Source organism: Roseovarius tolerans, assembly GCF_900109855.1.
GTDB lineage: Bacteria > Pseudomonadota > Alphaproteobacteria > Rhodobacterales > Rhodobacteraceae > Roseovarius > Roseovarius tolerans.
In genome coordinates this window covers 41,079-61,772 of the sequence record NZ_FOBO01000015.1, presented here as the reverse complement: position 1 = coordinate 61,772, position 20,694 = coordinate 41,079, and the positions used below count along the sequence as shown (strand labels likewise).

Here is a 20,694-nt window from a genome sequence, read left to right as displayed (position 1 = left end):
CACATGCCTGATCTGCTGATCGAACTCTTCTCCGAGGAAATCCCCGCGCGCATGCAGGCCAAGGCGGCCGACGACCTGCGGGCGCGCCTGACCGATGCGCTGGTCGAGGCGGGGCTGACCTATGCGGGGGCGGCGGCCTTCTCCACGCCCCGGCGGCTGACGCTCACCGTGCAGGGGCTGCTTGCCACCAGCCCCACCACCCGAGAAGAGCGCAAGGGCCCCCGCGTCGATGCGCCCGAAAAGGCCATCGAGGGCTTTCTGCGCGGCGCAGGCGTGACCCGCGACGATCTCGAAATCCGCGACGAAAAAAAGGGTCAGGTCTATTTTGCCACCCTCACCCGGCTCGGACGCCCCGCGGCGCAGATCGTCGCCGAGGAGCTGGAAAAGCTCATCCGCAATTTCCCCTGGCCCAAGTCGATGCGCTGGGGCGCGGGCTCCCTGCGCTGGGTGCGCCCCCTTCATTGCATTCTCTGCATCCTGACCAGTGACGATGGCGAGGCGCAGGTGGTTGATCTCGAAGTGGACGGCATCCGCGCGGGCAACACGACGCGCGGCCACCGCTTCATGGCCCCCGATGACTTTGCCGTGACCTCGTTCGACGATTACGCCGCCCGTCTCAAGCGCGCGCATGTGGTGCTGGATGCCGCTGAACGGGCCGAGGCGATCTGGCAGGACGCCACAAATCAGGCCTTCGCCGCCGGGTTTGAGGTGGTTGAGGATCGCGGGCTCTTGTCCGAGGTCGCGGGGCTGGTGGAATGGCCCGTGGTGCTGATGGGCCGCATCGACGACGCCTTTCTCGACCTGCCGCCAGAGGTGTTGCAGACCTCGATGAAGGAACATCAGAAGTTCTTTAGCGTCCGCAACCCCAAGACCGGCCGCATCGAACGCTTCGTCACCGTCGCCAATGTCGAGACGGCGGACCACGGCGCGACCATCCTGGCGGGCAACCAAAAGGTGCTGGCGGCGCGTCTTAGTGACGCAAAATTCTTTTGGGAAAATGACCTGCGCACGGTGCGCGAGCGGGGTCTCGAAGGCATGGCCGAAGGGCTGCGCGACGTCACCTTCCACAACAAGCTGGGATCACAGGCTGACCGGGTGGCGCGCATCGCCGCACTCGCGCGCGAGATCGCACCCCTGGTGGGCGCCAAGCCCGATCTGGCCGCCGAGGCCGCGCGCGTGGCCAAGGCCGATCTGCAATCCGAAATGGTCGGCGAATTCCCAGAATTGCAGGGGCTGATGGGGCGCTATTACGCGCAGGCCGCAGGCCATGACGACGGCGTGCCCGAGGCCTGCGAGGAGCATTACAAGCCCCTCGGGCCGGGCGACGCCGTGCCCTCCGCCCCGGTCTCAATCGCCGTGGCGCTGGCCGACAAGATCGACACGCTGACCGGCTTCTGGGCGATTGACGAGAAACCCACCGGCTCCAAAGACCCCTACGCGCTGCGCCGGGCGGCGTTGGGGGTTATTCGGTTGGTGTTGGGGGGTAGCGTTCGGTTGAACCTGAAAGATACAATTCAGGAGTGGACGGGGGTGGCGATCACTGAATTTCTTAATCAAGATCGTGTGGCTTTGTTTGTATTGGACGATGAGTCCTCTTTTGCAGTTACCGCAGAGGCGTTTCCCGGAATGAGGCCAGATTTCAGCAGCTTTGAGTTTTCGCGCGTTGCAATTTCTGCGCCGGGAGGCATTACAACTCAGGCTGCAATAGCTCTTGCGGAAGGGACGCAGCCCCCTGACATCACTCTTAAGAATACAAACTTAATAGACGAAAATCTCCTCGCCTTCCTTCACGACCGCCTCAAGGTCCATCTCAAGGACGAGGGCCTGCGCCATGACGTGATCGACGCCTGCCTTGCGATGGAGGGCAATGACGATCTCACCCTGCTCGTCCACCGCGCCCGTGCGCTCGGGGACTTCCTTAAGACCGACGATGGCGAGAACCTGTTGCAGGGGTTCAAGCGGGCCAACAACATCCTCACGCAGGCCGAAGAAAAAGACGGCGTCGAATATTCCTTCGGCGCGGATGTGAAATTTGCCGAGACCGACGAGGAAAAGGCGCTTTTCGCCGCCCTCGACACCGCAGAGCCGCAGATCACGCAGGCCCTCAAGACCGAGGATTTCGCCGGGGCGATGCGCGCCATGGCCGCCCTGCGCCCGGCTGTTGACGCGTTTTTCGAGGCGGTGCAGGTCAATGTCGACAATCAGGTGCTGCGACGCAACCGTCTCAACCTGCTCAGCCGCATCCGCACCATCTGCCTGCAGGCCGCCGACCTCACCCGCGTGGAGGGGTAGGGCGACCCGGTCGCCTCCATACCTCCGTCATCCCCGCGCAGGCGGGGATCTCTCATGACTGTCGCGTGGGCCCGTCGATAGATCCTCGGGTCAAGCCCGAGGATGACGGGGAGCGCCCCTGTCACATATCCGTTATCCTTTCCCTTGCCTTGCACGCCGCGCGGCGTATGGTGCGGGCAAAGGAAAGGTGCCGCAGTGCAGCAAGACGACCCCGATATCACCCTGATCACCCCCACCTCTCCGGTGCATGCCAACACCCACGGGGGACGGGCGAAATGCCTGCAACGTCTGGCGCGGCTCGATCTGCCGGTGCCGCGCACCATCGCGCTGTCGTTTCAGGCGGTGCATGGCATCGCGGCGGGCGAGTTGCCCGACATGGCCGCCCTGCTCGCGCCCTTCGGCGAGGCCCCGCTGCTCTGCGTGCGCCCGTCCTCGGAAGATCCCGATTGGGGCGGGCCGGGCGCGGTGCTCAATATCGGCATCAACGACGCGCGATTCATCGAACTCTCGGACAAGATCGGCAAGCGCGCGGCGGCCGAGATATACCTGCGCTTCGTGCAATCCTACGCGGTGCACGTGGCCCGGCTCGACCCGGATATCTTCGACGACGTGTCCGAAGATCCGAGCATCGGGCTGGGGCAGGCGCTGCGCGCCTACGAGGACGAGACCGAAGAGGAATTTCCGCAGGACCCGGCGGTGCAACTGACCGAAGTGCTGCGCTCCATGGCCCGCGCCTGGGAAGGCACGACCGCCCGCCTTCTGCGGCAGGCCAAGGGTGCCCCCGCCGATGCAGGCCTCGGTCTAGTGGTGCAGGAACTGGCGCTCGGCCTCGGCGAGGGCGAATGCGGCTCGGGCGTGATGCAACTGGTGAACAGCCAGACCGGCGCGCGCCAGATCACCGGTCGCTACCTCAGCCAGAGCCAGGGCCGCGATGCGCTGCAGCGCGGTGCGGATGCGCTCTATCTCGAACGCGATCCGCGCGGTCCCTCGCTCGAAGAACTGGCCCCCGATGCCTTTGCCCACGTCAAGGCCTATGCCGCGCTGATGCGCGAAAAGCTGCGCGAGGACATGCAGGCCGAATTCACCATCGAAAATGGCAAGGTCTGGCTGCTCGACGGGTTGCGCGTCGCGCGCAACGCCCGCGCGGCGGTCAGCATCGCCGTGGCGCTCGCCGAGGACGGGATCATCAGCCACGAAGAGGCGCTGATGCGGGTCGAGCCGCGCGCGCTCAACGAACTCCTGCACCGGCAGGTCGATCCGGATGCCGAGCGTGACGTGCTGGCGCGCGGCATCGCCGCAAGCCCCGGCGCCGCCTCGGGCCGGGTGGTGTTTTCCGCCGCCGACGCGCAGGCGGCGCAGGCGCGCGGCGAGGCCTGCATTCTGGTGCGCCGCGAAACCAGCCCCGAGGATATCCGCGGCATGCACGCCGCAGTGGGCGTGCTCACCGAACGCGGCGGCATGACCAGCCACGCCGCGGTGATCGGGCGCGGCATCGGCCTGCCCTGCGTGGTGGGGGCCTCGGACATTCATTTCCAGCCCCGGCGCAAGCAGTTGACCATGCCCGACGGCCGCGTCGTCAAGGCGGGCGAGATGATCACCATCGACGGCACCAACGGCCTTGTTCTCGCGGGCGAGGCGCCGCTGCTCGAGGCCGCGCGCGACGGCTCGTTCCAGACCCTGATGAGCTGGGCCGACAACGTGCGCGACATTGCCGTGCGCGCCAATGCCGACACGCCCGCCGATGCCGAGGTGGCGCGCAATTTCAAGGCGCGCGGCATCGGCCTGTGCCGGACCGAGCACATGTTCTTCGAGGCCGACCGCCTGACGGTGATGCGCGAGATGATCTTTGCCGATGCCAGCGAGGATCGCGCGGCGGTGCTGGAACGGCTGTTGCCCATGCAGCGCGCCGATTTCACCGATCTCTTCCGCATCATGCAGGGGCAGCCGGTCTGCATCCGCCTTTTCGATCCGCCGTTGCACGAATTCCTGCCCACTGACCGGGCCGGCCATCTGCAACTGGCCGAGGCGCTCGATCTGCCGCTCTCGGACGTGACCCGCCGGGTCGAGGCGCTTGGCGAATACAACCCCATGCTGGGCATGCGCGGCGTGCGGCTCGGGATCACCGTGCCCGAGATCTACGACATGCAGGCGCGCGCGATTTTCGAGGCGACGCTCGAGTCGAGCAAGGACGGCGCGCCGGTGGTGCCCGAGATCATGATCCCGCTGGTCAGCGCCCGGCGCGAGGTCGAATTGGTCAAGACCCGGATCGACGCGGTCGCGGCGGCGGTGCGCAACGAGACGGGCCGCGATTTCGCCTATCGTCTCGGGGTGATGGTCGAGACCCCGCGCGCCGCGCTTCGGGCCGGGGAAATCGCGCCGCTGGTGTCGTTTCTCAGCTTCGGCACGAATGACCTGACACAGATGACCTATGGCCTGTCGCGCGACGATGCCGGGCGGTTCATGTCCAACTACGTGCAGCAGGGCGTCTATCCCGAAGACCCCTTTCACAGCCTCGATGTCGATGGCGTCGGAGAGCTGTTGCGCATCGGGGCAGAGCGCGGCCGCGCCGCCAATCCCGACGTGGTCCTGTCGATCTGCGGCGAACATGGCGGCAATCCCGAATCGATTGCATTCTGCCGGGACGCGGGATTTACCTATGTGTCCTGCTCGCCCTTCCGGGTTCCGGTGGCGCGACTTGCTGCCGCACAGCTGACCGTGCGCGACAAGATCGGGTAGTTCGATCGCCACACCGCGCAATATACGCGTCTCCGCAAGGCCTTTTTGAGCCATAAAACGACATGAGCGATTCCCCGCCGACCCCGAGGGTGGACGGATGGACCCATTTTGTCTAAATGCCGCCGAATGACAAAAGGGCTTTCCCTTATGGCAAGGAGATCACGCATGAAACACGCGCTACTTATCGCCGCCCTCGCGGTGCTGGCCGGGCCGGTTGCAGCGGATGCACCTGTGACCCGGCTGATGGAACAGGAAACGCGCGCGCTGCGCTCGATGTCCGGCGACCGTCTGGCAAGCTATATCACCCGTCCCGAAATCGGCATCGAATATTCGCGCGACTGGCTTGCGGGCCTTGATGTCGACGGCGGCAACGTCCAATCCGCCTGTCTGGCAGAGGCACTCTATTTCGAGGCCCGCGGCGAGAGTGTGCGCGGGCAGTTCGCGGTCGCCGAGGTGATCCTGAACCGTGTGGACAGTGCCGCCTTTCCCGATACCGTCTGCGATGTCATCCATCAGGGGACAGGGCGCAAATTCCAGTGCCAGTTCACCTATACCTGCGACGGACACAAGGAACACATCGCCAATCCGGTGGCCTTTTCGCAGGTCAACAAGGTGGCTAGCCTCATGGTGCAGGGTGCGCCGCGCCGTCTGACCGACGGGGCCACGCATTACCACACCCGCGCCGTGAACCCGCGTTGGGCGCGCGTCTATCCCCGCACCACGACGATCGGTGTGCATCATTTCTATCGCAAACCCACGCAATTGTCCCGGAACTGACGGGGCAGGCGGGCCAAGGCCGGAATTCCTGGCCTTGTGCCGACAATCGCGGTTGACTCGGGCGCGCGCGTCGGTAAAAGGCAGGCTTCATGAGATATTCACGGGCGCGTGTCGCGCCTGGCGCAGGAGATAACCAATGGCGAAGCCGACGACCATCAAGATCCGTCTGAACTCGACCGCGGGCACGGGCCATTTCTACGTGACCAAGAAAAATGCACGCACGATGACCGAAAAGATGACCGTGCGTAAGTACGATCCCGTGGTGCGCAAGCATGTCGAATACAAGGAAGGCAAGATCAAGTAAGATCGCCGTCCAGTCGATACCGCAAGAGCCGTGCCTTCGGGCGCGGCTTTTTCATTTGCACGGCCTGGTTTCTTCCCGTTTCTTTTGGTCGAAATACTCCGGGGGTTTGGGGGCTGGCCCCCAAGTCGCGCACCGCGTCTGCAGGGGGGCCACGAAAAAGGGCCGGTCGCTTTGACCGGCCCTTTCCATCTTTTGAATGGCGTGTTCGCTATTCCTGTTGCCCCATGAACATCAGCAGGAACTGGAACATGTTCAGGAAGCTGATATAGAGGTTCAGCGCGCCGTCATAGGCGGCCTTGTCCAGCCAGTCCTGATCACCCTGTGCGGCATGCGCCACGTAGGTGTTCTTGATCTCCTGCGTGTAGAATGCGGTGAGGCCTGCGAAGATCAGGACACCGATCGCCGAGATCGCGAACATCATCGCGGGCGATTGCAGGAAGATGTTGATGACCATCGCCACCAACAGGCCAATCACGCCCATGATGAGGAAGCTGCCCCAGCCCGAGATATCCTTCTTGGTGGTGTAGCCCCAGAGCGACAGACCGGCGAAGGAGATTGCCGTCACGATAAACGTTTGCGCGATCGAGAAGCTGGTGAACACCAGGAAGATCGAGCTGAGCGAAATGCCGATCAGCGCCGCGAAGGCGAAGAAGCCAAGCTGCACGCCAGCCGCCGGTGCCCGGCGCAGCAATGCGCCCCAGCCGAGGAAGATGAAGGCCAGCGGTGCCAGCATGACCACCCAGCGCAGCGGCGACAGGTAGAGCGTAGCGCCCAGGCTTGTGAGCATCTTGCCGTTACCCATCTGTGCGGCGGCCGCCGACGGATCGGTCGTGACGGCGAGCCCCGCGATTGCCCACGCTGCGAGCGCGGTGATGAGCATGCCCACGGACATCGTGCCGTAGACCTTGTTCATGTGCGCGCGCAGGCCCGCGTCAATCTGGGCGGTGCGTGTGCCCGTCGCCGTCCGGATCGTGTTGAACTCAGCCATATATACCTCCGATATGTGAATGGCGGCCCCGGTATTGAGGCTTTGCTATTAATATCGGAGAGCAGGCACCCGTTTTCAAGTTTTTCCGACAGTTTTTGACATGTTTCGCCCGGCACGGTTCAGATGCCGGGCATTTCAGGGTCAGGGAAGGTCCCAGAACGGCCGCGTCGCCTCGCGCAGCGCCTCGCGCCGGGTGATCCCCAGATCGGCAAGCGCGGTGTCGTCCAGGTGCAACAGGGCGCGCCGCTGACGGAAGACATCGAGCATCAGGCCAAGCGTGATACGCTGCGGTCGGCAGGTGCGGTGCAGGGCGGGGGCGTCGATGTGGAACGTCATGGCGTTTCCTTTCCTTTTGGTGATGATTTCATGGCTATTCATTTTTCATGTTGATCTTTTGCCTCAACTGCTTCAATTTTGGAAATGAATGTTTGTCAGGAATTGCATCACGAGGGTTGATGAATGAGAAATCTGGATATCACCACGTTGCGGGCGCTTGTCGCCGTGACCGATCATGGCGGCGTGACGCGGGCGGCGGCGATGCTTAACCTCACGCAATCTGCCGTGTCGATGCAGATCAAGCGGCTGGAGGAGATGCTGGGTCTGGCGCTCTTCGATCGCGGCAACCGGCGGGTGTCGCTCACCGCGTCGGGCGAACAGCTGGTGCGCTATGCGCGCCGCATCCTCGCGCTGAATGACGAGGCGGTCGGGCGGCTGACAGAAGATCTCTACGAGGGCGAGCTGCGCCTCGGCGTGCCGCATGACATCGTCTACCCGGTGGTGCCGCGCGTGCTCAAGCAGTTCAACGCCGCCTATCCGCGCGTCAATGTGCATCTGCGCTCGTCGAGTACGGTCAAGCTGCGCGAGGAGTTTGCACGTGGCGAGGTGGATCTGATCCTGACCACCGAAGAGGGCGTCGACGATGGCGGCGAGACGCTGACCGAAATGGCGTTGCGCTGGACCGGCGCGCCGGGCGGCACATCGTGGAAACGCCGCCCGTTGCGGCTCGCGTTCTGCACCAATTGCATCTTTCGGCCCATCGTCCTGCGCAAGCTGGAGCAGGCAGGCATCGACTGGGAAATGGCCGTGCTCTCCGAGGATGATCGCGCGGTCGAGGCCCTCGTCAGTGCCGATCTCGCCGTGGGCGCGCTACTCGAGGACAGCATCCCCCCGCATCAGGAGGCGATCGAGCCAGGCACCGCGTTGCCCGATCTTGGCGTGCAGAAAATCAATCTCTACGCCCGCCCCGGAGGCGACGCCTTGCTTGATCCGCTGTCGGACATGTTGCGGCAGGGGTTTTTCGCGCAGCCCGCGCCGGTCAACCTGCGGATGGCGTGACGACGACCTTGCCGGTCGAGCGGCGGCTGCGCAGCAATTCAAGCGCCTCGTCCGCGCGTTCAAGCGGCAGCACGTGGCTGACATGGGGCTTGAGTCGCCCCTCCTCATACCACCGCAAGAGTGTGCGCAGGCTGTCGGTCACCACCTCGGGACGGAATTTCAGATATCCCCCCCAATAAAGGCCCATGACGCTCAGGTTCTTGACCAGCAGATGATTGGCCGGAATTTGCGGCACCTCGCCGCTGGCAAATCCGATGCTTAGAATCCGGCCCTCGGGATTGCAGGCGCGCATCGCCGCCCTGAACTGATCGCCGCCCACCGGATCATAGACCACATCGACACCGCCCAATGCCTTGCAGACGGCACGGATATCCTCGGTGCTGGCGTCGATGAGGTGATCCGCCCCCGCCTTTCGCGCCACCTCCAGCTTGTCGGCCCCGCGCGCACAGGCGATCACCCGTGCCCCCATCAGCTTGCCGATCTCGACCGCCGTCAGGCCGACGCCCCCCGCCGCGCCAAGAACGAGCAGCGTTTCGCCGGGCTTCAGCCGTGCCGTGTGATCAAGCGCAACATGGCTCGTGCCATAGGCGATCTGGAAGGCCGCGGCCTCGGTGAACCCCATGGAATCGGGTAAAATGACGGCCCTGTCGGCTGGAAAACAGCCGTGTTCGGCCAATCCGCCCTGTCCCCCGAAAACCGCAACCCGCGCACCGACGGGGGGGGCTGATGTACCGGGGCCAAGTGCCTCGACCACGCCTGCCACCTCCATGCCAAGGGTAAAGGGCGGCGCGGGCGTGTCCTGATACTCGCCCTTGATCATCAGCAGATCGGCAAAGTTGAGCCCGCAGGCGGCAATCGACAGGGACAATTCGCCGACCCCCGGCGCGGGCGCGTCGATGTCGTGAATGGACGGGGCGATGTCCGGGGCGGGGATATGGTAGGCGCGCATGGAAATCCTGCCGTTGGTGTCGCGCAAATGCTAGCGCGGGCAGGCAGCGAACTGCAATTCGATTCGCCCCTGGCGTCCGCCATGCGGCGTGGTCACCGATCGGTGGGCCCTGCAGAGCCTATCCAAAAGGGGTAGTCGCCCGCTTAGATTGAGTGTCTTAAGTACATGGCACGTTATCGGCTAGCGATAATTCTTGTGTTTCAAGGCCAAGTTGCTACTTTGCGAAATGCGCTGCTGGGATGCGTGGCGTGTGGTTGAGGATGGTAAGCCCACCCTTGGAGTCCCAAAGATAGTTAAGTGAGAGGAATATGGAATGGCGCACCCGGTAGATGTGCATGTCGGAAAACGCATTCGTCATCGTCGATGGCTTGTCGGGATGACACAACAACAATTGGCCGAAGCGGTCGGAATCAAATTTCAGCAGATTCAGAAATATGAAACAGGGGCCAACCGCGTCAGCGCGTCGCGCCTTTGGGATATCGCCGAGGCGCTGGATGTCGATATCAGCTTCTTCTTTGAAGGCCTTGGAAAAGAAGAAGAAGTTACAAAGCCGGGCAATCTCCCGGTGGATATCATCGGGGACAAGGAAGCCTTGGATCTGGTGCGCTCCTACTATGCGATTCCGGAAAATCAACGCCGGCGTCTGTTCGACCTGGCACGCGTGCTGAGCGAGGTGGCTTGAGCCACCGCGCCCCGCGCGCTAAGCCCTCCCTCAGGTTTGATCGAGGGTGGGCATGAATACCGAAGAGCTCAGGAAAACCGCCCACGCAGTCGCAGATGCGGCACGTGAGGCGGTTTTGCCGTTTTTTCGCAGCGCCGGGCTGACGGCGGATAACAAGCTGTCTGACGGGGCGTTCGACCCCGTGACCGAAGGCGACCGCGCGACGGAGCGCGCGATGCGCGACGTGTTGGCGCAACTACGGCCAGAGGATGCTATTCTGGGCGAGGAATACGGCACGCGGGACGGCACGAGCGGCCTGACATGGGTGCTCGACCCGATTGACGGGACGCGGGCCTTTCTGTCCGGGTCGCCGACATGGGGCGTTCTGATTGCGGTCGCGGATGAAAACGGCCCCATTTATGGTATCATTGATCAGCCCTATATCGGTGAGCGCTTCGAGGGCGGCTTGGGGCATGCGGCGATGAGCGGGCCCCAGGGGCAGCGCGATTTGCGGGTGATCGGGGATCGGCCCTTGTCCGAGTCGATCCTGTTCACGACTTTTCCCGAGGTTGGAGCCGCTGCCGAGGGTGCCGCCTTTGCCGAGGTGGCACGCCAGGTGAAGCTCACCCGCTATGGACTTGACTGTTATGCGTATTCTCTCGTCGCCGCTGGCCAGATCGACCTCGTGATCGAGGCGGGACTGGCCGCCTATGACATTCAAGCCCCGATCGCGGTTATCGAGGCGGCGGGCGGGATCGTGACCGACTGGCAGGGTGGCCCCGTGCATGCGGGCGGGCGCGCCGTGGCGGCCGGTGGGCAGGAACAGCACGCGGCGGCGCTTGAAGTCCTGTCACGGATCGCCTAGCGACTGCTTGCGCGGTTCTGGCCCCTTTCCGCCGTGCATTCGCGTCCAGAGGGGGTGAGGACGCACGCGTAAGGAGAGGTTTTCATGAAAGAATACCTGATTCAGGATGCGGATCATCTGTTGACCATGGATGACGCACGCCAAGAGCTGCAGGGCGCGGATATCCTGATCCGCGATGGCGTGATCGCGCAGGTCGGGTATGGGCTGGAAACCTCGGGCGAGGTGATCCGGGCCACCGGTTGCGTGGTCACGCCGGGGCTGGTGAACACCCATCACCATTTATACCAGACACTGACCCGGGCCGTGCCGGGCGGGCAGGATGCGCTGTTGTTCGGTTGGCTCCAGACGCTCTACCCGATCTGGGCACGGTTCGGACCCGAGGAAATGCGCGTCTCGGCGATGGTCGGACTGGCGGAACTTGCACTTTCAGGATGCTCGCTAAGCTCTGATCACCTCTACCTTTTTCCAAATGGCGCGCGGCTTGACGATACCATCGAGGCGGCGGTTGAACTGGGGCTGCGGTTTCACCCCACCCGCGGCGCGATGAGCATCGGGGAAAGCGCCGGAGGCTTGCCGCCGGACGCGCTGGTGGAAGATGAGAAATACATCATAAGTGATTGTATTCGCGTGATAGATCGCTTTCACGACCCAAGAGATGGGTCGATGTGCCGGGTGGGCGTCGCCCCGTGCTCGCCCTTCTCAGTCAGCCGTGACCTGATGCGAGAATCTGCTAATCTCGCCCGCAATCAAGGGGTTATGATGCACACCCACCTGGCCGAAAATGCCGAAGACGTGGCCTATTCGCTGGAAAAGTTCGGCTGCCGCCCGGGGCAGTATGCCGAGGATCTGGGCTGGACCGGCCCGGATGTCTGGCATGCGCATTGCGTCAAGCTCGATGGCCAGGAGATTGAATTATTTGCAAAAACAAGAACCGGCATTGCCCATTGTCCGTGCTCCAACTGTCGGTTGGGATCGGGGATCGCACCGGTACGTGAGATGCGGGATCGCGGTGTTCGGGTCGGGTTGGGCGTCGATGGCTCGGCCAGCAACGATTCGGGCAACCTGATCGGCGAGGCGCGGCAGGCGATGCTGTTGCAGCGGGTGTCGCGCGGGGCCGACGCGATGAGCGCGCGCGAGGCGCTGGAGATCGCGACGCGCGGCGGTGCCGAGGTTCTGGGGCGCGAGGATTGCGGCCGGATCGCGCCGGGAAAACGCGCGGATATCGCGATATGGGATGTCAGTGGCATCGAGAGTGCAGGCAGTTGGGACCCCGCCGCGCTGGTGCTGGCGGGGCCGCAAAAGGTGCGCGACCTCTTCGTCGAGGGCCGTCAGCTGGTGCGGGACGGGCATCTCATCACGCTCGATCTGCCGCAGGTGATCGCGCAGCAGACCCGTCTGGCGCGGTGCTTGGCGGAACGGCTGTAGCCTCAGCCGAAGATGCGCGGCTTGAGTTTCAGGATCGTCTCGCCCATCTCGGCGCTGATCCGGTGCGCGGCGGCCAGCGCCTCCTGATGCGCACCATAACCGGTGGCAACCGCGGCCTCGATGGTGGCGCTCTGGATAAGGCTGGCGACCAGATCGGGATGGTCGCGCGCGTAGCCCTCGCCGAACTGGGCGTCGATGGCCTGAACCGCGTCGGCGAGATGGCGGGCGGGGGTGCTGTCGGTCATTGCGGGCTCCTGTCACTGTCCGCAGCAAGAGATAGGGCGGCGGTCCCGATTGTCTGCCTGTCGCAGGATCAGACCGCGCGCCCCGCGACCCAGACCTGCGCGACCGCGCGATCATCGCCCATCATGATCGTCGGAAAGAGCGCCTCCCATATATCCTCCGCACGCCCCGCGCGTTGGGCGATGGCCGGGGTTGAGGCGAGATCGAGCGCCACCAGATCCGCCTCCATCCCCGGGGCGATCGTGCCGATGAGATCGCCCATATGCAGCGCCTGCGCCGACCCGGCGGTGCCAAGCCAGAGAAGCTGCGCGGGATGCAGCGCCGTGCCGGTCAGTTGCCCGATTTCATAGGCTGCCGCCATGGTGCGCAGCATCGAAAAGGACGAACCGCCGCCGGTATCTGTGGCCAGCCCGAGGCGCTGCCCCTCGGCCACACGGGCGGCCATGTCAAAGAGGCCCGAGCCGATGAAGGTGTTGGAGGTGGGGCAGTGGATCAGCGCCGCACCCACCTCGCGCAGCCGGTCCCGCTCGCGCGGCGCGAGGTGAATCGCATGGCCGTAGAGCCCGCGCGTGCCCAACAGCCCGTGCGCCTCGTAGGTGTCGAGATAATCGCGCGCCTCAGGGCAAAGCGCCTGAACCCACTCGATCTCGTCGGTCTGCTCGCTCAGATGGGTCTGCATCAGGCAATCGGGGTATTCCGCCCAGAGATGGCCCAACGCACCCAGTTGCTCGGGCGAGGAGGTGGGCGAAAAGCGCGGCGTGATGGCGTAGGACAGCCGATCCACACCGTGCCAGCGGTCCAGCAGAGCGCGCGAGTCGTCATAGGCCGATTGCGCCGTGTCGCGCAGGCCGTCGGGGGCATTGCGATCCATGCAGGTCTTGCCCGCCACGGCGCGCAGCCCACGCGCCTGCGCCGCCTCGAAAAACGCGGTCACGCTGGCGGGGTGGATGGTGCAATAGCTGGCGGTGGTGGTGGTGCCATGCGCCAGCGCCAGGTCGAGATAGCGCCCTGCGATCTCTGCGGCATAGGCGGGATCTGCAAAACGCATTTCCTCTGGAAAGGTATAGGTATTGAGCCAGTCGATCAGCCGCTTGCCCCAACTGGCGATCATCGCGGTCTGCGGATAGTGGACATGCGCGTCGACAAAGCCCGCAGTGATCAGATGCGCGCCCATGTCGCGATGCCGGGCCTGCGGATAGGCGGCGCGCAACTCTGATGCGGGGCCGAGGGCGGCGATATGACCACCCTCGATCACCAACGCCTCGTGCAGGCGGGCGGATTGCGCCGGATCACCATCAAACGGCGTCCGGTCAAAGGCCAGGATCTGGCCGGTAATTAGGGTCTGGTCGGTCATCGGGCACCTCTGAGGGCCTGTCTGGCGACGGGCTGTGCAGCGCTACGATACGCGCGGCAGAAGGCGGGGTAAATCATCCCAATGTCATTGTTTTTCGCGCGGCGCTTGAGTACTCCTGCGCCAAGGTGGCGTGACGGGAGGGCGAGATGGCAGAGCAGGAACAGGAGACGGAGCACGAGCGTGACGAGGACGGCTATCCGCTGAACAAGCAGGCCGTATCGCGCATCATGTATGCCGTTGATACCGATGACCGCGAGATGCTCTGGGCCGAGATGGAGCCGCTGCACCCCGCCGACATCGCCGACCTTCTGGAACAGAGCAACGCCTATGACCGGCGACGGCTGATCAAGCTCTATGGCGGGGAATTCGACGGCGACATCCTGTCGGAACTCGACGAGTCGATTCGCGAAGAGGTGATCGGCCTGCTGACGCCCGAAGTTCTGGCCGAGGCGGTGCGCGAACTCGATTCCGACGACGTGGTCGATCTGGTCGAGGATCTCGAGGATAAGCAGCAGGACGCAATCCTTGAGTATCTGGAAGACAGCGACCGTCTGGCGGTTCAGCAATCGCTGACCTACCCGGAATATTCCGCAGGCCGGTTGATGCAGCGCGAGGTGGTGATGGCCCCCGAGCATTGGAGCGTGGGCGACGTCATCGACTTCATGCGCAATGCCGAGGACCTGCCGGAGCAGTTCTATCACATCATCCTGGTCGATCCGCGCCTGCATCCGGTGGGCAATGTGACGCTGGGCCGGATCATGGCGGCGCGGCGCGACGTGCCGCTCAGGGACATGGTGGAAGAGACGTTTCACGTCATCCCCGTCACCCAATACGAGGGCGACGTGGCCTATGCGTTCAACCAGTATCACCTGATTTCCGCGCCGGTCGTGGATGAAGAGGGTCGGCTCGTCGGCGTCATCACCATCGACGACGCGATGATCGTTCTGGACGAGGAGCATGAAGAAGACATCATGCGCCTTGCCGGTGTCGGCGAGGGCGGGCTCAACGACAGCGTGATCGCGACGTCGAAACAGCGGGTGCCGTGGCTGGCGGTCAATCTGCTGACCGCGATTCTCGCCTCGCTGGTGATCGCGCAGTTCGAGGCGGCGATTGCACAGCTGGTCGCACTTGCGGTGCTGATGCCGATCGTCGCTTCGATGGGGGGCAATGCCGCGACGCAGTCGCTGACCGTGGCGGTGCGGGCGCTCGCGACCAAGGATTTGACCGGCTCGAACGTCTGGCGGGTGCTGACACGCGAGGTGCTGGTGGGGCTGATCAATGGCGTGATCTTTGCCGTCACGATGGGCATCGTCGGGGTGATTTGGTTTGGCGGGCCGGACCTTGGATACGTGATCGCCGCCGCAATGGTGATCAATCTGGTCGTTGCGGGGTTTGCCGGGGCGGGCATTCCCGTGGTCATGGATCGCATGGGGGTGGACCCGGCGCTGGGCTCGGGCACGTTCGTGACCACGGTGACGGATGTGGTCGGATTCTGCGCCTTTCTAGGGCTGGCGGCGGCGTTTTTGTTGTGAGTGAATGATGACCGATTTGGCAGAGATCAAGGCGGCGGCGCGCAAGGCCGCCTTTGCCCGGCGGGCGGCGGCGCACCGGGCCGATCCCGGGGCAGGCGCGGGCCTGCTCTCGGGCGTTCTGGCGGGCTATCGCGGCGTGCCCCTCGCGGCCTACATGCCAATCCGCTCCGAGATCGACCCCCTGCCCGCAATGGCCGAGGCCGCCGCACATGGCCCTGTTGCCGTGCCGGTGATCGCAGGCGCGGGCCTGCCGCTCGACTTTTCGCTGTGGGAGCCGGGCTGCGCGCTGCGCGAGGGGCCGTTTGGCGCTATGGTGCCCGAGGTGGACCGCTTCATCGAACCGGAAATCCTGATCGTGCCGCTGGTGGCGTTCGACCGCGCGGGCGGGCGGCTCGGCTATGGCGGTGGCTTCTATGACCGCACGCTGGAGCTTTTACGCAACCGCCGCCCGACACTGGCCATCGGGTTCGCCTATGCCGCGCAGGAGGCCGAGACGCTGCCGCTGGAGCCGACCGATCAGCCGCTCGACATGTTGGTGACGGAAACCGAGGTGATCGCGTTCTGAACAGGAGTGGGGCCGATGGCCGAACATGATCATAGTGCCCGTGTCGTCTGGACCGGCAACCGGGGCGAGGGGACGCGGCACTACAAGGGCTATGCCCGGACGTGGAACGTCGAGACACCGGGCAAGCCGGTGATTCACTGCTCGAATGATCCGCTCCTGGGCGGCGACCCGGCGCTGCACAATCCCGAGGACATGCTGATCGCCGCGCTGTCGGCCTGTCACATGCTGTGGTTCCTGCATCTGGCGAGCGATGCAGGGATCGTGGTGACGGGTTACGAGGATGACCCTCTGGCGGTGGGCGAGACCGATCCGCAGGGCGCAAGCCGCTTCCTGCGCGCCACCCTGCGGCCCCGGATCACCGTGGCCCCGGGCAGCGACCTCAAACAGGCCGATGCGCTGCATGCGCGGGTGCATGACTATTGCTTTATCGCACGGTCGGTGAATTTCGCGGTCGACTACAAGGCGCGGTATCGCATCGGGACTTGAGTATTTGCGGCAAGATGAAGCGCAGGGCGGCCTTGCATCCGCTTGCCCTTTGGCCCGCCTGCGCCTAACAGGGATGCCATGAAAATACTCTTTCTCGGTGATGTGATGGGGCGCGCGGGGCGCGCGGCGGTGGCGGACAAACTGCCCGGGCTGCGCGCGGCGTGGAAGCTCGATTTCGTGGTGGTCAATGGCGAGAACGCCTCGGGCGGGATGGGCCTCACGGGCGCGCATGCCAAGGGCCTGTTCGAAGCCGGGGCCGATTGCGTGACGCTCGGCGATCATGCGTTCGATCAAAAGGACATGCTGCAGGCGATCGAGCGTGACAGCCGCATCATTCGCCCGCTCAACTATTCCAAGGTGGCACCGGGGCGCGGGCACCGTGTCTTTACCGACGGGCGCGGGCGCAAGATCCTCGTGGCGCAGGTGCTGGGCAACGTCTTCATGCGCCGCGCTTTTGATGATCCGTTCTCGGCCATCGACGCCACCCTGCGCACGCACCCCCTGGGCGGCGCGGTGCAGGCGGCGCTGGTTGATGTGCATTGCGAGGCGACCAGCGAAAAGATGGCGATGGGGCATTTCTGCGATGGCCGCGCGAGCCTCGTGGTGGGCACCCACACCCATATTCCCACCGCCGACACCCAGATCCTGCCCGGCGGCACCGGGTTTCAGGGCGATGCGGGCATGTGCGGCGATTACAATTCGGTCATCGGCATGGACAAGGCCGAGCCGATGCGCCGCTTCGTGACCGGTATGGGCCGCGAACGCTTCACCCCCGCCATGGGGGCGGTCACGCTCTCGGGCGTCTATGTCGAGACCGACGACGCCACCGGCCGCGCTACGCGGATCGAGATGGTGCGGCAGGGCGGGCGGCTTCCGCAATCGGCCCCCTGAGATGGCGGACCGGTTGCGCCTGACGGCCATTCTGGTGGCGATGGGCGCGGGCTGGGGACTGTCGGTGCCGCTGGGCAAGCTGGCGGTCAGCACCGGGCATCAGCCCTTCGGCCTGATCTTCTGGGAGAAGGTAATCGTGGTGATGGTCTTGGGCGCGGTGTGCATCGCGCGGGGCCGGTGGCCGGTCTTCGGGCGCGCCACGCTGGGGCGTTACCTGATGGTCGCGGCTCTGGGCACGATCCTGCCGGGCTGGGCCTACTACTACTCCGCCCAGCACCTGCCAGCGGGGGTGCTGGCGATCCTGCTCTCGACGGTGCCGATGATGGCCTTTCCGGTGGCCCTTGCCCTGGGCAACGACATCTTTCGCCTGATCCGGCTCGGCGGGCTGGTTTGCGGCATGGCGGGCATCGTGCTGCTGATCGGGCCCGAGGCGAGCCTGCCGGACCCGGCGATGGCCGCCATCATCCCCGTCGCCCTCATAGCCCCGTTCTGCTATGCCTGCGAGGGCAACGCGATCGCGCGCTGGGGCACGGCAGGGCTCGACCCGATCCAGCTCATTACCGGTGCTTCGCTGGTCGGGCTCGTGGTGATGCTGCCGGTGGCGCTCCTGTCGGGGCAGTGGATCGACCCGCGCCCGCCCTGGGGCGTGGCCGAGGGGGCGCTGGTGCTCTCTGCGCTGGCGCACGCGGTGGTCTACTCGGGCTATGTCTGGATGGTGGGGCGCGCGGGATCGGTGTTTGCCGCGCAGGTCTCGTATCTGGTGACCGGGTTCGGCGTGCTGTGGTCCGTCGCGCTGCTGGCCGAGGTCTATTCGGGCTATGTCTGGGCCGCCCTTGGCCTGATGATCCTCGGTCTTGCACTGGTGCAACCGCGCCCGCGCCTGCCCCCGGTCATTACCCCGTCAGCGCCATGACACCGCAAACCGGCAGGCGGCGGCACCGGTGGCGCAGCAGGTGGTCTCGACAACCTTGGAGTGCCGGTGGACAAGCCGGGTGAACAGCCGCTCGAAACACGCCGCATGCCAGTGACAGACCGGCGCGGCGCTTTCTCCCACTTGCGGTATCGGGTTGTTCTCAAGCGTGAAAACCACCGGGTGACGGCCGCGCGCCGTCAACTGACCGCTGCCGCAGAAGGTCCAGCCGTGGGCCAAGATCGCACGCGTGAGAAGCGGCGCGGCGAGGGAAGCGGGCAGGGCGCACAACAGGGTTTGCCCGGCGCGGGGGATGCGATTGGCAAGGATATAGTCGCCGGTGGCGGTGCCTGCGGCCCGCGCGATTCGGTCCGCGATATCGGGATGGCCCCGGCGCAGGGCACGGTGCAGCGCGGCGACCGGGCGCTCGTCGATCATCGCCTCCGCACCAGGCAACGGATCAAAGCCGACAGGCGCAAAAAGCGCGCGGCGCGCCGCCTCACCCGCGAAACGGTCCATCGCGGGGGCGAGTTGCAGCACCGCGTTCGGACCGATCCGCGCCTCAATATAGCCGCCGTCAGGCATCCATCTGCTCGGTGCTTCCACCGCAGGCGCGCACTTCGGCCCCGTTGGGCATCTTGAAGCCCTGCTTGCGCTCACCCGCGCGGTCCTTCATCTGGGCGCGCACCGCCTCGCGGCGCTCTGCGGCACGCGCGGCGCGGTCGGCGCTGGCCTCCCAATCCTCCATCTGCGCCTCGGCGATGGTGCGGGTCTCGTCAAAGTCGAAACTGACCTTGTTCTTGGTCTGCGGGCCCCAGTATCCGGCCTTGCCCAGATCATAGAAGGTGCGGGCAAAGCCTGCCTTGAGAAATGCCTTGAGGCAGCCCAGCAGATAGCGCCGCCGATAGCCCGTGCCGCGCCACGGGTAGTGAAACAGCGCCTTGCGCATGTAAAAGCGGCGATAGTTCTTCATCACTCCATCGAGGAGTTCGCCGCGCGTCATGGTGGCGGGCTTCATGATCGGCGTGACGAAATTGTATTTCGAGAAATCGAAGATCTCGACCTGATCGCGCAACTCCTGAAAAAGCGGCGTGAACGGCCAGGGCGTGTACATCGCCCAGTTGGCGAGATCCGGCTGCCAGTCCCACGCCATCTGAAAGGTTTCCTCCAGCGTCTCTGGGGTCTCGTTGTCGAGGCCGACGATGAACTGCGCCTCGGTAAAGATATCCGCCTCGCGCAAGAGGCGGATCGCCTCCTTGTTCTCCTCGACCTTGGTTTCCTTGTTGAACTGATCGAGTTTCAATTGCGCCGCCGCCTCGGTGCCAAGGCTCACATGCACCAGCCCCGCCTTGCGGTAAAAGGCCAGCAGATCGCGGTCGCGGTAGATGTCCGTCACGCGGGTGTTGATGCCCCATTGCACGCGGGCGGGCAGGTCGCGCTTGATCAGTTCCTCGCAGAATTGAACGAATTTCTTCTTGTTGATGGTGGGTTCCTCGTCGGCGAGGATAAAAAACCCGACGCCGTGGTTGTTCACCAGGTTCTCGATCTCGTCGACGACTTTTTTGGGATCGCGCACGCGGTAGTCACGCCAGAATTTCCATTGGCTGCAGAACGAGCAGGTGAACGGACAGCCGCGCGCCATGTTGGGGATCGCGACGCGCTTGCCCAAGGGCACGTAGATGTATTTCTCCCATTCAAGCAGCGACCAGTCGGGATTGATCGAATCGAGATCCTTGACCGTCGCCGCCGCCGGTGTGGCCTTGATCGTGTCGCCGTCGAGATAGGCCAGCCCCTTGATCGCGCCACGCGCGGCGAGCCATTCGCCCTTATCCACAGCGCGGATGAGGTTCAGGAAAATCTCCTCACCCTCGCCGCGCACGATCACATCGACCCAAGGGGCCTCGGAAAACACCTGCTTGTACATGAAGGTGGCATGCACGCCTCCAAGAACGCGGAGCGCGTCCGGCACTTCCTCCTGTGCGAGTTTGAGAATGTTTTCGGCCACGTAGATCGACGGGGTGATGGCAGTGACGCCGATCACATCGGGCTGCAAATCGCGCAGGCGGGCGCGCAGGGTGTCGTCGTCGATACGGTTGGTCATGGCGTCGATGAACTGCACATCGTCATACCCCGCATCGCGCAGATGGCCCGCCAGATAGGCGACCCAGGCGGGTGGCCAGCTTCCGGCGATCTCAGCGCCGCCGGAGTGATAGTTGGGGTGAATGAGCACGATGCGCATGGTGGTGTCTCCCTGTCCTGTCAATTCAGGCTAACAGAGGAAGTGTCCAGTTTAGTTGACATATATCAAACCGACGCGATACCGACGTAATACCGACATGATACCGCACCCCTTTTAGGCCGTGCGAGAGGGGCGTTGCCCT

20 protein-coding genes are annotated in these 20,694 nt (G+C 64.5%); 13 read left to right on the top strand and 7 right to left on the bottom strand.

The window, feature by feature from the left end; all coding sequences use genetic code 11:
• Nucleotides 1–3: 3 nt before the first annotated feature.
• The 4 genes from glyS to rpmG all read left to right on the top strand — a co-directional run bounded on the left by glyS (nucleotide 4) and on the right by rpmG (nucleotide 6,109).
• Nucleotides 4–2,292, top strand: a complete 2,289-nt coding sequence (gene glyS / locus BMX04_RS14360; RefSeq protein WP_074787616.1) for a glycine--tRNA ligase subunit beta — start codon at nucleotides 4–6, stop codon at nucleotides 2,290–2,292.
• A gap of 195 nt (nucleotides 2,293–2,487) precedes the next feature.
• Nucleotides 2,488–5,028, top strand: coding sequence for a putative PEP-binding protein (locus BMX04_RS14355; RefSeq protein WP_074787615.1), 2,541 nt, complete (start codon nucleotides 2,488–2,490; stop codon nucleotides 5,026–5,028).
• Between the two features lie 165 nt (nucleotides 5,029–5,193).
• The gene (locus tag BMX04_RS14350) at nucleotides 5,194–5,805 is read left to right on the top strand and encodes a cell wall hydrolase (protein WP_050661098.1); all 612 of its coding nucleotides are present in this window, start codon (nucleotides 5,194–5,196) and stop codon (nucleotides 5,803–5,805) included.
• Nucleotides 5,806–5,941: 136 nt separating this feature from the next.
• Complete coding sequence (gene rpmG, locus BMX04_RS14345; protein WP_007799108.1) at nucleotides 5,942–6,109, top strand: 50S ribosomal protein L33; 168 nt, start codon at nucleotides 5,942–5,944, stop codon at nucleotides 6,107–6,109.
• A 208-nt stretch (nucleotides 6,110–6,317) separates the two neighbouring features.
• Here the strand turns inward: rpmG and BMX04_RS14340 are convergent, their stop codons facing one another.
• Complete coding sequence (locus tag BMX04_RS14340; RefSeq protein WP_050661099.1) at nucleotides 6,318–7,097, bottom strand: Bax inhibitor-1/YccA family protein; 780 nt, start codon at nucleotides 7,095–7,097, stop codon at nucleotides 6,318–6,320.
• Between the two features lie 141 nt (nucleotides 7,098–7,238).
• Nucleotides 7,239–7,433 (bottom strand): DUF1127 domain-containing protein, encoded by a 195-nt coding sequence (locus tag BMX04_RS14335; protein ID WP_050661160.1) that lies wholly within the window; start codon nucleotides 7,431–7,433, stop codon nucleotides 7,239–7,241.
• A gap of 123 nt (nucleotides 7,434–7,556) precedes the next feature.
• Between BMX04_RS14335 and BMX04_RS14330 the strand changes: the two genes are divergently transcribed.
• Nucleotides 7,557–8,432 (top strand): LysR family transcriptional regulator, encoded by an 876-nt coding sequence (locus tag BMX04_RS14330; protein WP_074787613.1) that lies wholly within the window; start codon nucleotides 7,557–7,559, stop codon nucleotides 8,430–8,432.
• Here BMX04_RS14330 and BMX04_RS14325 read toward each other — a convergent pair.
• Nucleotides 8,413–9,381 (bottom strand): NADPH:quinone oxidoreductase family protein, encoded by a 969-nt coding sequence (locus tag BMX04_RS14325; protein ID WP_074787611.1) that lies wholly within the window; start codon nucleotides 9,379–9,381, stop codon nucleotides 8,413–8,415. The two genes, BMX04_RS14330 and BMX04_RS14325, sit on opposite strands and share 20 nt — an antisense overlap.
• Before the next feature lie 313 nt (nucleotides 9,382–9,694).
• On the opposite strand from BMX04_RS14325, the gene BMX04_RS14320 reads away from it, so the two are divergent.
• The 3 genes from BMX04_RS14320 (at nucleotide 9,695) to BMX04_RS14310 (ending at nucleotide 12,332) form a co-directional block, all read left to right on the top strand.
• Entirely contained in the window at nucleotides 9,695–10,063 is a 369-nt protein-coding gene (locus tag BMX04_RS14320) for a helix-turn-helix domain-containing protein (protein WP_074787609.1), read from the top strand.
• 52 nt (nucleotides 10,064–10,115) lie between these two features.
• Nucleotides 10,116–10,907, top strand: a complete 792-nt coding sequence (locus tag BMX04_RS14315) for an inositol monophosphatase family protein (protein ID WP_074787607.1) — start codon at nucleotides 10,116–10,118, stop codon at nucleotides 10,905–10,907.
• An 84-nt stretch (nucleotides 10,908–10,991) separates the two neighbouring features.
• The gene (locus BMX04_RS14310; RefSeq protein WP_074787605.1) at nucleotides 10,992–12,332 is read left to right on the top strand and encodes an 8-oxoguanine deaminase; all 1,341 of its coding nucleotides are present in this window, start codon (nucleotides 10,992–10,994) and stop codon (nucleotides 12,330–12,332) included.
• 2 nt (nucleotides 12,333–12,334) lie between these two features.
• Here BMX04_RS14310 and BMX04_RS14305 read toward each other — a convergent pair whose 3' ends face one another.
• Both BMX04_RS14305 and guaD read right to left on the bottom strand, forming a co-directional pair.
• Nucleotides 12,335–12,577, bottom strand: a complete 243-nt coding sequence (locus tag BMX04_RS14305) for a hypothetical protein (RefSeq protein ID WP_050661105.1) — start codon at nucleotides 12,575–12,577, stop codon at nucleotides 12,335–12,337.
• A gap of 68 nt (nucleotides 12,578–12,645) precedes the next feature.
• Nucleotides 12,646–13,929, bottom strand: coding sequence for a guanine deaminase (guaD, locus tag BMX04_RS14300; protein WP_074787603.1), 1,284 nt, complete (start codon nucleotides 13,927–13,929; stop codon nucleotides 12,646–12,648).
• 146 nt (nucleotides 13,930–14,075) lie between these two features.
• Here guaD and mgtE point away from each other — a divergent pair, with 146 nt between their 5' ends.
• The 5 genes from mgtE (at nucleotide 14,076) to BMX04_RS14275 (ending at nucleotide 18,316) form a co-directional block, all read left to right on the top strand.
• On the top strand, nucleotides 14,076–15,461 hold the full coding sequence (mgtE, locus tag BMX04_RS14295) for a magnesium transporter (protein ID WP_074787601.1): 1,386 nt from the start codon (nucleotides 14,076–14,078) through the stop codon (nucleotides 15,459–15,461).
• 7 nt (nucleotides 15,462–15,468) lie between these two features.
• Complete coding sequence (locus tag BMX04_RS14290) at nucleotides 15,469–16,026, top strand: 5-formyltetrahydrofolate cyclo-ligase (RefSeq protein ID WP_074787650.1); 558 nt, start codon at nucleotides 15,469–15,471, stop codon at nucleotides 16,024–16,026.
• A 15-nt stretch (nucleotides 16,027–16,041) separates the two neighbouring features.
• Complete coding sequence (locus BMX04_RS14285; RefSeq protein WP_074787599.1) at nucleotides 16,042–16,512, top strand: OsmC family protein; 471 nt, start codon at nucleotides 16,042–16,044, stop codon at nucleotides 16,510–16,512.
• A 78-nt stretch (nucleotides 16,513–16,590) separates the two neighbouring features.
• Nucleotides 16,591–17,403 (top strand): TIGR00282 family metallophosphoesterase, encoded by an 813-nt coding sequence (locus BMX04_RS14280; RefSeq protein ID WP_074787597.1) that lies wholly within the window; start codon nucleotides 16,591–16,593, stop codon nucleotides 17,401–17,403.
• 1 nt (nucleotide 17,404) lies between these two features.
• On the top strand, nucleotides 17,405–18,316 hold the full coding sequence (locus BMX04_RS14275) for a DMT family transporter (protein ID WP_074787595.1): 912 nt from the start codon (nucleotides 17,405–17,407) through the stop codon (nucleotides 18,314–18,316).
• Here BMX04_RS14275 and bchJ read toward each other — a convergent pair.
• Together bchJ and bchE are read right to left on the bottom strand one after the other, a co-directional pair.
• Complete coding sequence (bchJ, locus tag BMX04_RS14270) at nucleotides 18,305–18,919, bottom strand: bacteriochlorophyll 4-vinyl reductase (RefSeq protein ID WP_420876409.1); 615 nt, start codon at nucleotides 18,917–18,919, stop codon at nucleotides 18,305–18,307. The two genes, BMX04_RS14275 and bchJ, sit on opposite strands and share 12 nt — an antisense overlap.
• Nucleotides 18,891–20,552: a magnesium-protoporphyrin IX monomethyl ester anaerobic oxidative cyclase gene (bchE, locus tag BMX04_RS14265; protein WP_074787591.1), complete on the bottom strand. Its 1,662-nt coding sequence runs from the start codon at nucleotides 20,550–20,552 to the stop codon at nucleotides 18,891–18,893. The genes bchJ and bchE overlap by 29 nt, the downstream gene beginning before the upstream one ends.
• Nucleotides 20,553–20,694: the final 142 nt, after the last annotated feature.

Coding starts and splice junctions, on each gene's coding strand:
- glyS (WP_074787616.1), top strand. CDS start 4: ATGCCTGATCTGCTGATCGAACTCTTCTCCGAGGAAATCCCCGCGCGC.
- BMX04_RS14285 (WP_074787599.1), top strand. CDS start 16,042: ATGGCCGAACATGATCATAGTGCCCGTGTCGTCTGGACCGGCAACCGG.
- BMX04_RS14280 (WP_074787597.1), top strand. CDS start 16,591: ATGAAAATACTCTTTCTCGGTGATGTGATGGGGCGCGCGGGGCGCGCG.
- BMX04_RS14325 (WP_074787611.1), bottom strand. CDS start 9,381: ATGCGCGCCTACCATATCCCCGCCCCGGACATCGCCCCGTCCATTCAC.
- BMX04_RS14340 (WP_050661099.1), bottom strand. CDS start 7,097: ATGGCTGAGTTCAACACGATCCGGACGGCGACGGGCACACGCACCGCC.
- BMX04_RS14290 (WP_074787650.1), top strand. CDS start 15,469: ATGACCGATTTGGCAGAGATCAAGGCGGCGGCGCGCAAGGCCGCCTTT.
- rpmG (WP_007799108.1), top strand. CDS start 5,942: ATGGCGAAGCCGACGACCATCAAGATCCGTCTGAACTCGACCGCGGGC.
- BMX04_RS14315 (WP_074787607.1), top strand. CDS start 10,116: ATGAATACCGAAGAGCTCAGGAAAACCGCCCACGCAGTCGCAGATGCG.
- BMX04_RS14305 (WP_050661105.1), bottom strand. CDS start 12,577: ATGACCGACAGCACCCCCGCCCGCCATCTCGCCGACGCGGTTCAGGCC.
- BMX04_RS14350 (WP_050661098.1), top strand. CDS start 5,194: ATGAAACACGCGCTACTTATCGCCGCCCTCGCGGTGCTGGCCGGGCCG.
- guaD (WP_074787603.1), bottom strand. CDS start 13,929: ATGACCGACCAGACCCTAATTACCGGCCAGATCCTGGCCTTTGACCGG.
- BMX04_RS14275 (WP_074787595.1), top strand. CDS start 17,405: ATGGCGGACCGGTTGCGCCTGACGGCCATTCTGGTGGCGATGGGCGCG.
- BMX04_RS14320 (WP_074787609.1), top strand. CDS start 9,695: ATGGCGCACCCGGTAGATGTGCATGTCGGAAAACGCATTCGTCATCGT.
- mgtE (WP_074787601.1), top strand. CDS start 14,076: ATGGCAGAGCAGGAACAGGAGACGGAGCACGAGCGTGACGAGGACGGC.
- BMX04_RS14310 (WP_074787605.1), top strand. CDS start 10,992: ATGAAAGAATACCTGATTCAGGATGCGGATCATCTGTTGACCATGGAT.
- bchE (WP_074787591.1), bottom strand. CDS start 20,552: ATGCGCATCGTGCTCATTCACCCCAACTATCACTCCGGCGGCGCTGAG.
- BMX04_RS14335 (WP_050661160.1), bottom strand. CDS start 7,433: ATGACGTTCCACATCGACGCCCCCGCCCTGCACCGCACCTGCCGACCG.
- BMX04_RS14330 (WP_074787613.1), top strand. CDS start 7,557: ATGAGAAATCTGGATATCACCACGTTGCGGGCGCTTGTCGCCGTGACC.